The 13,552-nt window shown below is 71.5% G+C and carries 13 protein-coding genes and 1 tRNA gene; 11 read left to right on the top strand and 3 right to left on the bottom strand.

From position 1 onward, the window contains the following. A partial coding sequence (locus KBX39_RS08580; RefSeq protein ID WP_210869903.1) for an ABC-F family ATP-binding cassette domain-containing protein occupies window positions 1-1,728 on the top strand: 1,728 nt, incomplete at its 5' end. A gap of 97 nt (window positions 1,729-1,825) precedes the next feature. Beyond that, a complete protein-coding gene (locus tag KBX39_RS08575) occupies window positions 1,826-2,293 on the top strand; it encodes a DUF4383 domain-containing protein (protein WP_210869901.1) in 468 nt (155 codons plus the stop codon). A 24-nt stretch (window positions 2,294-2,317) separates the two neighbouring features. Here the strand turns inward: KBX39_RS08575 and KBX39_RS08570 are convergent, their stop codons facing one another. Then, the gene (locus KBX39_RS08570; protein ID WP_174534858.1) at window positions 2,318-2,995 is read right to left on the bottom strand and encodes a TetR/AcrR family transcriptional regulator; all 678 of its coding nucleotides are present in this window, start codon (window positions 2,993-2,995) and stop codon (window positions 2,318-2,320) included. A gap of 69 nt (window positions 2,996-3,064) precedes the next feature. Here KBX39_RS08570 and KBX39_RS08565 point away from each other — a divergent pair, with 69 nt between their 5' ends. The 9 genes from KBX39_RS08565 (at window position 3,065) to KBX39_RS08525 (ending at window position 11,392) form a co-directional block, all read left to right on the top strand. Continuing rightward, complete coding sequence (locus KBX39_RS08565; protein WP_166455829.1) at window positions 3,065-3,802, top strand: resolvase; 738 nt, start codon at window positions 3,065-3,067, stop codon at window positions 3,800-3,802. Window positions 3,803-3,849: 47 nt separating this feature from the next. Continuing rightward, window positions 3,850-3,920, top strand: a tRNA-Gln gene (locus KBX39_RS08560). A gap of 33 nt (window positions 3,921-3,953) precedes the next feature. Continuing rightward, window positions 3,954-5,459, top strand: coding sequence for a bifunctional UDP-N-acetylglucosamine diphosphorylase/glucosamine-1-phosphate N-acetyltransferase GlmU (gene glmU, locus KBX39_RS08555; RefSeq protein WP_210869899.1), 1,506 nt, complete (start codon window positions 3,954-3,956; stop codon window positions 5,457-5,459). A gap of 116 nt (window positions 5,460-5,575) precedes the next feature. Next, a complete protein-coding gene (locus tag KBX39_RS08550) occupies window positions 5,576-6,556 on the top strand; it encodes a ribose-phosphate diphosphokinase (RefSeq protein ID WP_030501163.1) in 981 nt (326 codons plus the stop codon). Between the two features lie 284 nt (window positions 6,557-6,840). Further along, entirely contained in the window at window positions 6,841-7,536 is a 696-nt protein-coding gene (locus KBX39_RS08545; protein WP_013283957.1) for a 50S ribosomal protein L25/general stress protein Ctc, read from the top strand. 100 nt (window positions 7,537-7,636) lie between these two features. Then, window positions 7,637-8,227, top strand: a complete 591-nt coding sequence (gene pth / locus KBX39_RS08540) for an aminoacyl-tRNA hydrolase (protein WP_030501165.1) — start codon at window positions 7,637-7,639, stop codon at window positions 8,225-8,227. 39 nt (window positions 8,228-8,266) lie between these two features. Further along, entirely contained in the window at window positions 8,267-9,100 is an 834-nt protein-coding gene (locus KBX39_RS08535; protein WP_210869897.1) for an inositol monophosphatase family protein, read from the top strand. 79 nt (window positions 9,101-9,179) lie between these two features. Continuing rightward, the gene (cysD, locus tag KBX39_RS08530) at window positions 9,180-10,091 is read left to right on the top strand and encodes a sulfate adenylyltransferase subunit CysD (RefSeq protein WP_030501167.1); all 912 of its coding nucleotides are present in this window, start codon (window positions 9,180-9,182) and stop codon (window positions 10,089-10,091) included. After that, entirely contained in the window at window positions 10,091-11,392 is a 1,302-nt protein-coding gene (locus KBX39_RS08525; protein ID WP_030501168.1) for a sulfate adenylyltransferase subunit 1, read from the top strand. Before cysD ends, KBX39_RS08525 begins: the two co-directional genes overlap by 1 nt. 100 nt (window positions 11,393-11,492) lie before the next feature. Here the strand turns inward: KBX39_RS08525 and galK are convergent, their stop codons facing one another. After that, the gene (galK, locus tag KBX39_RS08520) at window positions 11,493-12,647 is read right to left on the bottom strand and encodes a galactokinase (protein ID WP_210869895.1); all 1,155 of its coding nucleotides are present in this window, start codon (window positions 12,645-12,647) and stop codon (window positions 11,493-11,495) included. Then, a partial coding sequence (gene galE, locus KBX39_RS08515) for a UDP-glucose 4-epimerase GalE (RefSeq protein ID WP_210869893.1) occupies window positions 12,644-13,552 on the bottom strand: 909 nt, incomplete at its 5' end. The genes galE and galK, both read right to left, overlap by 4 nt.

The following is a 13,552-nucleotide window of genomic DNA, read 5'->3' as shown; positions in this document are numbered from 1 at the left end:
TCGCTCGGCCTCGACGACGCCGACCGGGTCGGCGTGGTGGGCCTCAACGGCGCCGGCAAGTCGACGCTGCTGCGGCTGCTCACCCGCACCGAGGAACCCGACGACGGCCGCGTCACCCACCGCCGCGACCTGCGCGTCGCATGGCTGCCGCAGCGCCTGGACCTGGCCCCCGACCTCACCGTGCGGGACGTCGTGCTCGGCACCGCCTGGCTCGGCGAGAGCATGGGCGCCGAGCACGAGTGGGCCGGCGACGCGGGCGTGCGCGCCATCCTCGACGGCCTCGGCATGCCCCACCTCGGCCTGGACACGCCGGTCGGCCCGATGTCCGGCGGGGAACGCCGCCGGGTCGCGCTCGCCGCGCTGCTGGTCCGCGACGCCGACCTGCTCGTCCTCGACGAGCCCACCAACCACCTGGACGTCGGTGGCGTCGACTGGCTGGCCCGGCACCTCGTCACCCGCAAGGGCGCGCTCGTCGTGGTCACCCACGACCGCTGGTTCCTCGACGCCGTCTGCACCACCACCTGGGAGGTCGCCGACCAGACCGTCCGGGCGTACGAGGGCGGCTTCGCCGCGTGGACGCTGGCCCGCGTCGAGCGGCAGCGCGTGGCCGCCGCCACCGAGGCCCGCCGGCAGAACCTGCTCCGCAAGGAGATCGCCTGGCTGCGCCGCGGTGCCCCGGCGCGCACCTCGAAGCCCAAGTTCCGCATCGACGCGGCGAACGCGCTCATCGCCGACGTCCCGGAACCCCGCGACACCATGTCGCTGCAACGGCTCGCCACCGCCCGGCTCGGCAAGCAGGTGTACGACCTCGAACACGTGCGGCTGCACGCCGGCCCGAAGGAGATCCTGCACGACACCACCTGGCAGGTCGGGCCCGGCGACCGGGTCGCGATCCTCGGCCGCAACGGCGCCGGCAAGACCACCCTGCTGCGGATGCTCGCCGGGGTGACCGGCCCCGACGGCGGGCGCTTCGCCGCCGGGCAGACCGTCCGGCCCGCGTTCCTCTCCCAGGAACTCGCCGAACTCCCCGGCCACCTGCGCGTGCTGGAAGCCGTCGAAGAGGTGGCCCGGCGCGTGCAGTTCGGCGACCGGGAGATCAGCGCCGCCCAGCTCGCCGAGATCTTCGGCTTCGACGACCGGCGGCTCTGGACCCCGGTGAGCGACCTGTCCGGCGGGGAACGTCGCCGCCTGCAGATGCTGCGGCTGCTCGCCGGGGAACCCAACGTGCTCCTGCTCGACGAGCCCACCAACGACCTGGACACCGACACGCTCGCCGCGCTGGAGGACCTGCTCGACTCCTGGCCCGGCACGATCGTGGTGGCCAGCCACGACCGCTACCTGATCGAGCGGGTCACCGACGTCGCGTACGGCATGTTCGGCGACGGCCGGCTGGTGCACCTGCCCGGCGGCGTCGACGAGTACCTGGCGCGCGCCGTCGCGGCCGGCGGCCCGGCACCCGCCGACCTCACCCCGGCCACCGCGGCGCCGGAACGCGAGGGCATGTCCGCCGCCGAGGTACGCACCGCGAAGAAGGAACTCAACCGGCTGGAACGGCAGATCGCCAAGCTGGAACAGAAGGAGGCGGCCCTGCACGAGCAGCTCGCCGCGAACGCCACCGACTACGCCCGGGTCGCCGAGCTGGACGCACAGCTCAAGGAGGTACGGGCCGAGCGGGACCGCACCGAGGAGACCTGGCTGGCCCTGGCCGAGGAGCTGCCGGGCGGCTGACCTGCCGCCGGGGTGGGGGGTGTGCGGCGTCACTGACCGGCGTACGGGACAATCACCGGTGGAACCCTCGTCCGAACGGTCTTTTGGAGACGCAGAGATGGCCCACACCCCCGTCAACCACCCCGCGCGGCCCCTCTACCGGGTGCTGTCCGGGCTCATCGGCCTCTACATCCTCGTCTTCGGCGTCTACGGCGTCTTCCTGACCTGGGGCGAAGGGCTGTTCGGCCGGGGCAGCAACTGGGCGCTGGGCCTGCGCACCAACCTGGCCTTCTCGCTGGTCTCGGTCGTCTTCGGCGCGGTCCTGCTGGTCGGCGCGTCCCGCCGCACCAATCTCGGCCACTACATGAACCTCACCGCCGGCGTGGTCTTCCTGGTCACCGGCATCCTGATGATGTCGGTGCTGCAGACCTCGGCGAACTTCCTCAACTTCTCGATGTCCACGGTCATCGTGTCGCTGCTGTTCGGGCTGATCCTGCTCGCCACCGGCCTGTACGACAAGGTCGGCACCGCCGAGCACGCCGAGGAGGAACGGCAGCGCCGCTACCACCCGATCGGCGAGCGCTGACGCGGCTGTTGCGCTGACGCGGCGTCAGCCCCGGGGGATCGGCCCGGGCTTCGACTCCAGGTGCGACAACCCGTTCCAGGCCAGGTTCACCAGGTGCGCCGCCACCGTCTCCTTGCGCGGCTTGCGCACCTCCAGCCACCAGCGCCCGGTCAACGCCACCATGCCCACGAGAGCCTGGGAGTAGAGCTCGGCGAGCTTCGGGTCGTACCCCCGGATGGAGAACTCGCCCGCCAGGATGTGCTCCACCTGGTGCGCCACGTCGTTCATCACGCTGCTGAAATTGCCGGTCGCCGACATCAGCGGCGACTCCCGGACCAGCACCCGGAACCCGCTGGTCTCCTCCTCGATGTAGGTCAGCAGCGTCAACGCGGCCTGCTCCAGCAGCTCCCGCGGATTGCCCGCGGTCAGCGCCGTGGTGATCCGGTCCAGCAGGGCCCGGACCTCCCGGTCCACCACCACCGCGTAGAGCCCTTCCTTGCCGCCGAAGTGCTCGTAGACCACCGGCTTGGACACCTTGGCGCGCGCCGCCACCTCTTCGATCGAGGTCGCGTCGAACCCGCGCTCGGCGAAGATCTGCCGGGCGATCGAGATCAACTGCTCGCGCCGCTGCGTCGCGGACATCCGCACCCGGGACGGCTTCGCCGCCGGCGCGGGCCGCCGCCGGGCGCGGTCACTGCCGGGAACGTCGGTCACCCGCCCCATCCTGCCAGGCGAGGCGTACGCGGTCCGACCGGACGCCTCGTTGTCGTACGTACGTTCTAGCCTCCGAGGGTGGCTCTCGGTGATCATTCGAACGCGCACGGCTCGTACCGTGGTCGAAAGCCGGAACTGCACGCCCAGGCGCTGGCTCTGCGGCGCGCCGGTTGTCCCGTCGGGGAGATCGCCGCGCGGCTCGACGTCTCCAAGTCGACGGCTTATCTCTGGACTCGGCACCTGCCGCTCGACCCGGCGTTGGTGCGGCGGCGTCGTCAGGCCGCGCAGCGGGCCCGATCTGATGCGCAGTGGGGCGCGCACCGGGCGGCACGCGACGCGGCCAGGGCGGAGGCGGTCGCCGCGTCCGCCGAGTGGGTGCGAGGGCTGGGCTTGCGCGAACTGCTGCTGATCGGGGCGGCCATCTACTGGTGCGAAGGCGGCAAGGCCAAGCCGTGGCGCCCGCACGACTGCAGGATCAAGTTCGTCAACAGCGATCCGATGCTCGTGGCCCTGTTCCTGCGCTTCCTGGATGCCGTCGAGGTGCCGCCGGAGGATCGACGCTTCCGGGTCAGCATCCATGAGACGGCTGACGACGCGGCGGCGGTCCGGTGGTGGGCGGCGCGGGTGGGTGTGCCCGCTGATCGCTTTCAAGCCACCACCATCAAGAGGCATCGTCCACAGACGACACGGAAGAACGTCGGAACCGACTATCACGGCTGCCTGACCATCCATGTGGTGGGCGGAAGCCGGCTCTACTGGAGGATCGAGGGGATCATGAAAGGAATGAGCAATGAAGATCCACCACGTGACCGGTAAGGTGTAGGCAGCCGCCGGGCAGCTTGCCTTTTGCCCGTTTTCGACCATCCCGGGTCGTCTAATGGCAGGACGTCAGGTTTTGGTCCTGATTATAGGGGTTCGAATCCTCTCCCGGGAGCTTCTGCTGTTTGCCCTCCCGCGGGTGGTTAGCATGACCGCGAGACTGTCGCCGTCCCGACGGGAGAGCCACGTCGTGTCCCAGCCCCACCTCCGCACCGTTGTCGTGCTCGCCGCCGGTGAGGGCAAGCGGATGAAGTCGTCCCTGCCCAAGGTGCTGCACCCACTGCTCGGCCGTACCCTGCTCGGTCACGTCCTCGCCGCGGCCGGGCCGCTGCGCGCGGACCGCACCGTGGTGGTGGTCGGCCACGGCGCCGACCAGGTCCGGGCGCACCTGACCGACGTGGCCCCGGCGGCGACGCCGGTGCTCCAGGAGCGCCAGCTCGGCACCGGGCACGCCGTCCGCATCGCGCTGGACGCGGTGCCGGACGCGACCGGCACCGTCGTGGTGATCAACGGGGATGTGCCGCTGCTGCGGCCGGAGACGGTTCGGGCGCTCGTCGAGGCGCACGAGGAAGCCGCCGCGGCGGCGACGGTGCTGGCGGCCGAGGTGCCGGACCCGACCGGCCTGGGCCGGATCGTGCGGGACGTGCAGGGGCACCTGGAGCAGATCGTGGAGGAGCGGGACGCCTCGCCCCAGCAGCGCGCGCTGCGGGAGATCAACGCGGGCATCTACGCGTTCGACGCGGCCCGCCTGCGGGAGGCGCTGGGCAAGCTCTCCACCGACAACGACCAGGGCGAGGAGTACCTGACCGACGTCTTCGCGCTGCTGCGCGACGCCGGGGAGCCGGTGGCGGTGCACTGCGCCGCCGACCACGTGGAGACGCTCGGCTGCAACGACCGGGTGGAGCTGTCCGCGCTGCGGCGGCTGCTGCGGGACCGGGTGAACGAGGGCTGGATGCGTACCGGGGTCAGCATCCTCGACCCGCACACGACGTGGATCGACGTGACGGTGACCGTGGAACGGGATGCGGTGATCGACCAGAACACGCAGCTCCAGGGCGCCACGGTGGTCGGCGCGGGCGCGCTCGTCGGCCCGGACACCACGCTCGTGGACACGGTGGTGGGCGCGGGCGCGAGCGTGGTGCGCTCCCACGCGCTCGGCGCCGAGGTGGGGCCGGAGGCCAGCGTGGGGCCGTACGCGTACCTGCGGCCAGAGTCGCGGCTGGGCCGCAAGGCGAAGGTCGGCACGTTCGTGGAGACCAAGAAGACGTCGATCGGTGAGGGCTCGAAGGTGCCGCACCTGTCGTACGTGGGGGACGCGACGATCGGCGACCACAGCAACATCGGCGCGGCCACCGTCTTCGTCAACTACGACGGGGTACGCAAGCACCACACCACCATCGGCAGCCACGCGCGTACCGGAGCGGACAACATGTTCGTGGCGCCGGTGCGGGTCGGCGACGGCGCGTACACGGCTGCGGGTTCGGTGATCACCGGGGACGTGCCGCCGGGCGCGATGGCGGTGGCGCGGGGCCAGCAGCGCAACGTGGAGGGCTGGGTGCTGCGCAAGCGGGCCGGCACGGAGGCCGCGGAGGCGGCGCGGCGGGCCGGTGAGGATGCGCCGGACACGGGCGCAGCCGCAAGGGAAGGTGACTGACTCCACGGGGATCGGCGGGCCGTGGGTGGATCGCTGAACCGGGGGCATACTGCAACCGAACACTCCCCGGCCTCACCGCCGCCGGGCACCACCGACATACGGGAGCAGACGGGCCCATGGGCAGCATCGTCGCCGAAAACCGCAAGAGCCTGATGCTCTTCTCCGGGAGGGGTTTTCCGGAGCTGGCCAAGGAGATCGGTGAGGTGCTCGGCGTCGCGCCGACGCCGGCCGACGCGTACGACTTCGCCAACGGCGAGATCTTCGTCCGGTACAAGGACTCGGTTCGTGGTTCGGACGCCTTCGTGGTGCAGTCCGTGACGCACGGCGTGAACACCTGGGTCATGGAGACCCTGATCATGGTCGACGCGCTGAAGCGCGGTTCGGCCAAGCGGATCACCGTGGTGCTGCCGTTCTACCCGTACGCGCGGCAGGACAAGAAGCACCGCGGCCGGGAGCCGATCTCGGCGCGGCTGATCGCCGACCTGCTCAAGACGGCGGGCGCGAACCGCATCCTGACCGTCGACCTGCACACCGCGCAGATCCAGGGCTTCTTCGACGGCCCGGTGGACCACCTGTTCGCCATGGACGTGCTGGCCGAGTACGTGGAGCACAAGTACGCGGGCCGCCCGATGACTGTGGTGGCGCCGGACTCGGGCCGGGTACGTGTGGCGGAGCGCTGGACCGACCGGCTGGGCGGCTGCCCGCTGGCGTTCATCCACAAGACCCGCGATCCGCTCAAGCCGAACCAGGTCGTGGCGAACCGGGTGGTCGGTGAGGTCGAGGGCCGGGTGTGCCTGATCGTGGACGACATGATCGACACCGGCGGCACGATCACCAAGGCGGCGGACATCCTCAAGGAGCAGGGCGCGGCGGAGATCGTGGTCGCCTCGACCCACGCGCTGCTGTCCGACCCGGCGACGGAGCGGCTGAAGAACAGCCCGATCAGCGAGGTCGTGGTGACGAACACGCTGCCGCTGCCGTCGGAGAAGCAGTTGGACAAGCTGACCGTGCTGTCGATCGCCCCGCTGCTGGCGCGGGCGATCCGGGAGGTCTTCGACGACGGTTCGGTGACCACCCTGTTCGGTGGCCTGAGCTGAGGAGTGCCGGTCCGGTCGCCGGTGTTCCGGCGGCCGGGCCGATGCCCTGCGGAACCGGCGGCGCGGTGATATGGGGGACTGCCGGAGAGCCGGGAATTCCCTCGGGTAGACTGGTGCGGTTGCCACGGCGAGGGTGCCCGGCGGGCTGCTGACAAGCACCGCACGGAGGCGCCGTCATCGACGCGGTGCTCCGGGCGGTCGTTCATGACCCTAGCCCCAGCGAGCCCCTCGCCCCAGCACCGCCAGACGACAAGCCGCCGCAGCGAAGCATCAGGAGTTTCCCCGTGTCCGAGGTAAAGATCAGCGCCGAGCCCCGTACCGAGTTCGGCAAGGGTGGTGCCCGTCGTACCCGCCGGGCCGGCAAGGTGCCCGCCGTGCTGTACGGCCACGGCGAGAAGCCCAAGCACATCGCGCTTCCGGCGCGGGAGTTCGCCGCCGCGATCCGTAAGGGCGGCGCGAACCAGCTCTTCGCGATCGAGGTCAGCGACGGCACCCAGGTGCTGGCGCTGCCGAAGGCGATCCAGCGTGACCCGATCAAGGACACCTTCGAGCACGTGGACCTGCTGCTGGTCCGCCGCGGCGAGAAGGTCACCGTCGAGGTCCCGGTCCAGCTGACCGGTGAGGCCGCCAAGGACACGCTGATCGTGCACGACCACGACACGCTGTCGGTGACCGCCGACGCGACCAAGGTGCCGGACCACCTGGAGGCGTCGATCGAGGGCGCCGAGCCGGGCACCACGATCACCGCCGCCGACGTCGAGCTGCCGGCCGGCGTCGAGCTGGCCACCGACGAGGAGACCGCTGTCGCCTCGGTGACCGCCGCTCCGACCGCCGAGCAGCTCGAGGCCACCCTCCCCGAGGTCGAGGAGGCCACCGAGGAGGCCGAGGCCGAGGTCGGCGAGGAGACTGCCGAGGGTGCCGAGGGCGCTCCGGCCGCCGAGGGCGAGGAGGCCCCGGCCGAGGCGAAGACCGAGGCCTGACCGGTCCGCAAGGCTGTGCGACAGGCGTCCCCGGTTCCCGGGGGCGCCTGTCGGCGTATCGGGACGGCTGGTCGGGGAAGCGAGCGGGACGGGGCGTCGGGTGACGGACGAGGCGGGGCCGTGGCTGGTGGTCGGCCTGGGCAACCCCGGCCGGGAGTACGCGAACAACAGGCACAACGTCGGGTTCATGGTGGCCGACCTGCTGGCGGCCCGGGTGGGCGCGAAGTTCGGGCGGCACAAGCGCGCGATGGCCGAGGCCGCGGAGGGGCGGCTGGGGTTCGGCGGGCCGAAGCTGGTGCTGCTCAAGCCGTTGACGTACATGAACCTCTCCGGCGGCCCGGTGGCCGGGTTGGCGCAGTTCCACAAGATCCCGCCGGCGCACGTGATCGCGGTGCACGACGAGCTGGACATCCCGTACGGGCAGGTGCGGGTGAAGTGCGGCGGCGGCGAGGGCGGCCACAACGGTCTGCGTTCGATGTCGAAGTCGCTCGGCACGAAGGACTACGTGCGGGTGCGGTTCGGCATCGGCCGGCCGCCGGGGCGGCAGGACCCGGCTGACTACGTACTCTCGGATTTCTCCCCGTCGGAGCGCAAGGAGCTGGAGTTCCTGGTGGACCGCGCGGCGGACGTGGTGGAGTCGGTGGTTCTCAAGGGCGTGGAGCCGACGCAGAACCTGTACCACGGGGGCTGAGCAGTGGCCGGGGACCGAAGGGCGGGCGACGGGAGCATCATGGGCAGTCCTCCGATGATCGACGGCGGCTTCGCCCGGTGGCTGGCGTCGCGGGCCGGTCAGGCGCTGACGGCGTTGCGGACGGAGATGGGGTTCGCCGACGCGGGCGCGCTCCGGTCGGCCGGGGACAAGGTCTCGCACGATCTGATCCGCACCGAGCTGGCGAAGTGGCGGCCGGCGGACGCGGTGCTGTCGGAGGAGGACGAGGGTTCGCGGCTGGCCTGGACGGCGGAGGTGACGGACGCGGCGTTGTCGCGCCTGAACGCGGACCGGGTCTGGATCGTCGATCCGCTGGACGGCACCCGGGAGTACGCGGAGGAGGGGCGCTCGGACTGGGCGGTGCACGTGGCGCTCTGGTCGCGTCACGCATCGACGCCGCACGGTCTGGTCGCGGGCGCGGTGGGCCTGCCGGCCCAGCACCGGGTGCTCGGCACGGACCATCCGCCGGCGTATCCGCCGATGACAGTGGAGGCGGCCGTGGGCGGCGGCCGGCGGGTCATCCGGTTGGCGGCCAGTCGTAGCCGTCCGCCGGTTTTCCTGACCGATCTGGCAAAGGACGTCGGCGCTCATCTGGTCCCGATGGGCTCGGCGGGCGCGAAGATCGCCGCCGTGGTCACCGGTGAGGTCGACGCGTACATCCACGCGGGCGGTCAGTACGAGTGGGATTCGGCCGCTCCGGTCGCTGTGGCGACGGCCACCGGTCTGCATGCTTCCCGGATCGACGGTTCTGCGCTGAAATACAACGGGGCCGACCCGCGTCTACCGGATCTGCTGGTCTGCCGCAAGGATCTCGCGAGTCGGTTGCTTGCAGCGTTGCAGCGGCATTCCGGGTAACCTGAGCGTTCTTCTTCACGAGTCCGACCTGAAAGGTCTGGAATCCGATGTACGGATCCGTGCGAATCGAGTTCGTGTCATGACGTCCCCCGCCGCGTACCAGGTGTCGCACCTCGACGCCCTTGAGGCGGAGAGCATCTTCGTGATGCGCGAGGTGGTCGCCGAGATGGAGCGGCCGGTGCTGCTCTTCTCCGGCGGCAAGGACTCGATCGTGATGCTCCGGTTGGCCCAGAAGGCGTTCGCGCCGGCCAACATCCCCTTCCCGGTGATGCACGTGGACACCGGGCACAACTTCCCCGAGGTGCTCGACTACCGCGACCAGCGGGTGGCCGAGCTGGGCCTGCAGCTGATCGTGGCGAGCGTGCCGGAGGCGCTGAACAAGGGCCTGGTCCGCGAGTCCGCCGACGGCATGCGCAACCGGATCCAGACGCCGGTGCTGCTGGAGGCGGTGGAGAAGCACCGCTTCGACGCGCTGTTCGGCGGCGCCCGGCGCGACGAGGAGAAGGCGCGGGCCAAGGAGCGGGTGTTCAGCTTCCGCGACGAGTTCGGCCAGTGGGACCCGAAGAACCAGCGTCCGGAGCTGTGGGCGCTGTACAACGGCCGGCACCACCCGGGCGAGTCGATCCGGGTGTTCCCGCTGTCGAACTGGACCGAGCTGGACGTGTGGCACTACATCGCGCGGGAGCGGATTCCGCTGCCGTCGATCTACTACGCGCACGAGCGCGAGGTGATCGAGCGCGACGGCATGCTCTACGCGGTGAACGAGTTCTTCCGGGCCCGCGCCGGTGAGCAGCCGTTCAAGGCCCAGGTGCGGTACCGGACCGTGGGTGACGCCTCCTGCACCGCGGCGGTCCGGTCGGACGCCGACACGGTGGAGAAGGTGATCGAGGAGGTGGCCGCCACGCGGATCACCGAGCGCGGCGCGACCCGTGGTGACGACCGGGTCAGCGAGGCCGCCATGGAGGACCGCAAGCGAGAGGGCTACTTCTGATGAGCGTCGAGACCCTGGCGCCGGCCGAGAGCGACACCGCGCGGCCGATGGACCTGCTGCGGTTCGCCACCGCGGGCAGCGTCGACGACGGCAAGTCGACGCTCATCGGCCGTCTGCTCTACGACACCAAGTCGCTGTTCACCGACCAGCTCGCCGCCGTCGAGGCGGTCAGCGCGGCGCGTGGCGACGAGTACACCAACCTGGCGCTGCTCACCGACGGCCTGCGCGCCGAGCGGGAGCAGGGCATCACCATCGACGTGGCGTACCGCTACTTCGCCACGCCGCGGCGCAAGTTCATCATCGCCGACACCCCCGGGCACATCCAGTACACCCGGAACATGGTCACCGGCGCCTCCACCGCCGACCTGGCGCTGATCCTGGTGGACGCGCGTAAGGGCCTGGTGGAGCAGTCCCGCCGGCACGCGTTCCTCTGCTCGCTGCTGCGGGTGCCGCACCTGGTTCTCTGTGTGAACAAGATGGACCTGGTGGACTGGTCGCAGGAGGTCTACGAGCGGATCGCCGACGAGTTCACCGCGTTCGCGGCGAAGCTCGACGTGCCGGACCTGACTGTGGTGCCGGTCTCCGCGCTCAAGGGCGACAACATCGTCACCCGCTCGGAGAACATGCCGTGGTACGAGGGTCCGTCGCTGCTGCACCACCTGGAGCGGGTGCACATCGCCTCCGACCGCAACCTGGTCGACGTGCGGTTCCCGGTGCAGTACGTGATCCGGCCGCAGTCCACCACCGTCACCGACTACCGGGGCTACGCCGGGCAGGTGGCCTCCGGTGTGCTCAAGCCGGGCGACGAGATCATGGTGCTGCCGTCCGGCTTCACCAGCCGGATCGCGGCGGTGGAGACCGCCGACGGCCCGGTGGACGAGGCGTTCCCGCCGATGTCGGTGACGGTCCGGCTGACCGACGAGCTGGACATCTCCCGCGGCGACATGATCTGCCGGCCGAACAACGCCCCGATGGCCGTGCAGGACATCGAGGCGATGGTCTGCTGGATGGACGAGACCCGCCCGTTGCAGGTCGGCGGCAGGTACGCGATCAAGCACACCACCCGCTCGGCGCGGGCGATCGTGCGCGGCCTGCACTACCGGCTGGACATCAACTCGCTGCACCGGGACGAGACGGTGGGCGAGTTGAAGCTCAACGAGATCGGCCGGGTCCGGCTGCGCACCACGGTGCCGCTGCTGGCCGACGAGTACCGCCGCAACCGCACCACCGGCGGCTTCGTGATCATCGACGAGGCCACCAACCGTACGGTCGGCGCCGGCATGATCGTCGAGGCCGGCTGACCCCCTGCTTCGTAAGGAAGGGCCCCTTGTTAACAGCGCGCTGTTAACAAGGGGCCCTTCCTCTACCGGAGGCGTTAATAAGGGGCCCTTCCTTACACCCTCAGCCCAGGCGGGTGACGCCGTCGGCCGGGAGCACCGTGAGCGTGCCGGGGGCGGTGAAGCCGCGCTTCGCGTACGCCTCGGTGACGGCGGCGGCCACCGGGTCGGCGGCCTCGGCGTCGACCAGGGCGAGCACGCAGCCGCCGAAACCGCCGCCGGTCATCCGGGCGCCGTACGCCCCGGCGGACAGCGCCGCCTCGACCGCGGTGTCGATCTCCGGCACGGTGATCTCGAAGTCGTCGCGCATGGAGGCGTGCGAGGCGGTCAGCAGCGGACCGGTGTCGCGGACCCGGCCGGCGCGCAGCAGCGCGACGGTGTCGAGCACCCGCTGGTTCTCGGTGACGACGTGCCGGACCCGGCGGCGGGTCTCGTCGTCGTCGAGGCGGGCCAGCGCGGCGTCGAGGTCGGCCACGTCGACGTCGCGCAGCGCGGTCACCCCGAGCGTCGCGGCGGCCCGCTCGCAGCTGCGGCGCCGGGCCGCGTACTCGCCGTCCGCGTGCCGGTGCGGCGCCCGGCTGTCGATCACCAGCACGGCCAGCCCGGCGGCGTCCAGGTCGAACGGGATCTGCTCGACCTCCTCGGTGCGGCAGTCGAGGAACAGGGCGTGCCCGGCCCGGCCGCGGATCACGGCGGACTGGTCCATGATCCCGGTGGGCGCGCCGACGTAGTCGTTCTCGGCCCGCTGGGCCAGCCGGGGCCACGCCTGCGCGGGCAGGTCGAGGCCGCCGAGGTCGACCAGCGCGGCCAGCACCGCCGACTCGATCGCGGCCGACGAGGAGAGCCCGGAGCCGACCGGCACGTCGGAGGCGACGGCGAGCCGCGCGCCCGGCACGTCGTGGCCGGCGGCGCGCAGCGCCCACACCACCCCGGCCACGTAGGCGGCCCAGCCGTCGACGCCGCCGGGCTCGTCGGCCTCCGCCGCGCCGAACTCGACCGGCTCGTCGTCCAGCTCCGACCAGACCGTCCAGCGTCCGTCCGGGGCGGGCGCGGCGGCGACCACGGTACGCAGCGGCAGCGCGAAGGGCAGCACGAAGCCGTCGTTGTAGTCGGTGTGCTCGCCGATCAGGTTGACCCGTCCGGGTGCCGCCCAGCGGCCGGCCGGCTCGGTGCCGTACCGCTGCCGGAAGCCGGCGGTGGCGCGGTCGGCGACGGTCATGAGGGCTGCCCCGCGACGTGGGCCTGGTAGAACGCCCAGGCGTCGCCGACCATGTCGTGCAGGGTGGGCTTGGCCGGCGTCCAGCCCAGCTCGTCGCGGGCGAGCGCGGAGGACGCGACCAGTTCGGCCGGGTCGCCCTCGCGGCGTGGGGCGACCTCGACCGGCACCGGGTGGCCGGTGACCTCGCGGACCACGTCGACCACCTGCCGGTTGGTGAAGCCGTTGCCGTTGCCCAGGTTGTAGATGCGGTGCCGGCCCGGGGTGGCCGCGTCGAGCGCGAGCAGGTGGGCGCGGGCCAGGTCCTCCACGTGGATGTAGTCGCGTACGCAGGTGCCGTCGACAGTGGGGTAGTCGTCGCCGAAGAGCTGGAGCTTCTCCCGCCGCCCGGCGGCCACGTCGAGCGCGATCGGGATGAGGTGCGTCTCGGGGTCGTGCCGTTCGCCGATGGCCAGCCCGTCGCGCAGGTACGCCCCGGCGACGTTGAAGTAGCGCAGCGAGACGGCGGCCAGGTCGTGCGCGATCGCCTCGGAGGTGAGCGCCATGTCGACGGCCAGCTTGGTCGCGCCGTAGGTGCTGGTGGGGGCCTTGACGGCGGTTTCCGGGATGGGTAGTTCGGTGGGGTTGCCGTAGACGGCGGCAGTGGAGGAGAAGACCATCCGGGGCACCCGGGCGGCGCGGACCGCGTCGATGAGCGCGATCGAGCCGACGGTGTTGGTGTGCCAGTACAGCTCGGGCCGGATCATCGACTCGCCGGCGGCGATGAGGGCCGCGAAGTGCAGCACGCCGTCGTACCCGGCGTCGGGGGTGAGCACCCGGGCGGCCTCGTGCACCGGCAGGTCGACGTGGGTCGCCTCGGGGGCGAGGGCTTCCCGGTGACCGGTGCGCAGGTCGTCCAGCACGGTCAC

This window comes from Micromonospora sp. D75 (genome assembly GCF_018070405.1).
Lineage (GTDB): Bacteria > Actinomycetota > Actinomycetes > Mycobacteriales > Micromonosporaceae > Micromonospora > Micromonospora chalcea.
Note: the sequence above shows the minus strand (reverse complement) of the source record. Positions and strands in the feature narration are given on the sequence as shown.

Coding starts and splice junctions, on each gene's coding strand:
- KBX39_RS08525 (WP_030501168.1), top strand. CDS start 10,091: ATGAGCGTCGAGACCCTGGCGCCGGCCGAGAGCGACACCGCGCGGCCG.
- galK (WP_210869895.1), bottom strand. CDS start 12,647: ATGACCGTCGCCGACCGCGCCACCGCCGGCTTCCGGCAGCGGTACGGC.
- KBX39_RS08535 (WP_210869897.1), top strand. CDS start 8,267: ATGGGCAGTCCTCCGATGATCGACGGCGGCTTCGCCCGGTGGCTGGCG.
- cysD (WP_030501167.1), top strand. CDS start 9,180: ATGACGTCCCCCGCCGCGTACCAGGTGTCGCACCTCGACGCCCTTGAG.
- KBX39_RS08575 (WP_210869901.1), top strand. CDS start 1,826: ATGGCCCACACCCCCGTCAACCACCCCGCGCGGCCCCTCTACCGGGTG.
- glmU (WP_210869899.1), top strand. CDS start 3,954: ATGACCGCGAGACTGTCGCCGTCCCGACGGGAGAGCCACGTCGTGTCC.
- KBX39_RS08570 (WP_174534858.1), bottom strand. CDS start 2,995: ATGGGGCGGGTGACCGACGTTCCCGGCAGTGACCGCGCCCGGCGGCGG.
- KBX39_RS08550 (WP_030501163.1), top strand. CDS start 5,576: ATGGGCAGCATCGTCGCCGAAAACCGCAAGAGCCTGATGCTCTTCTCC.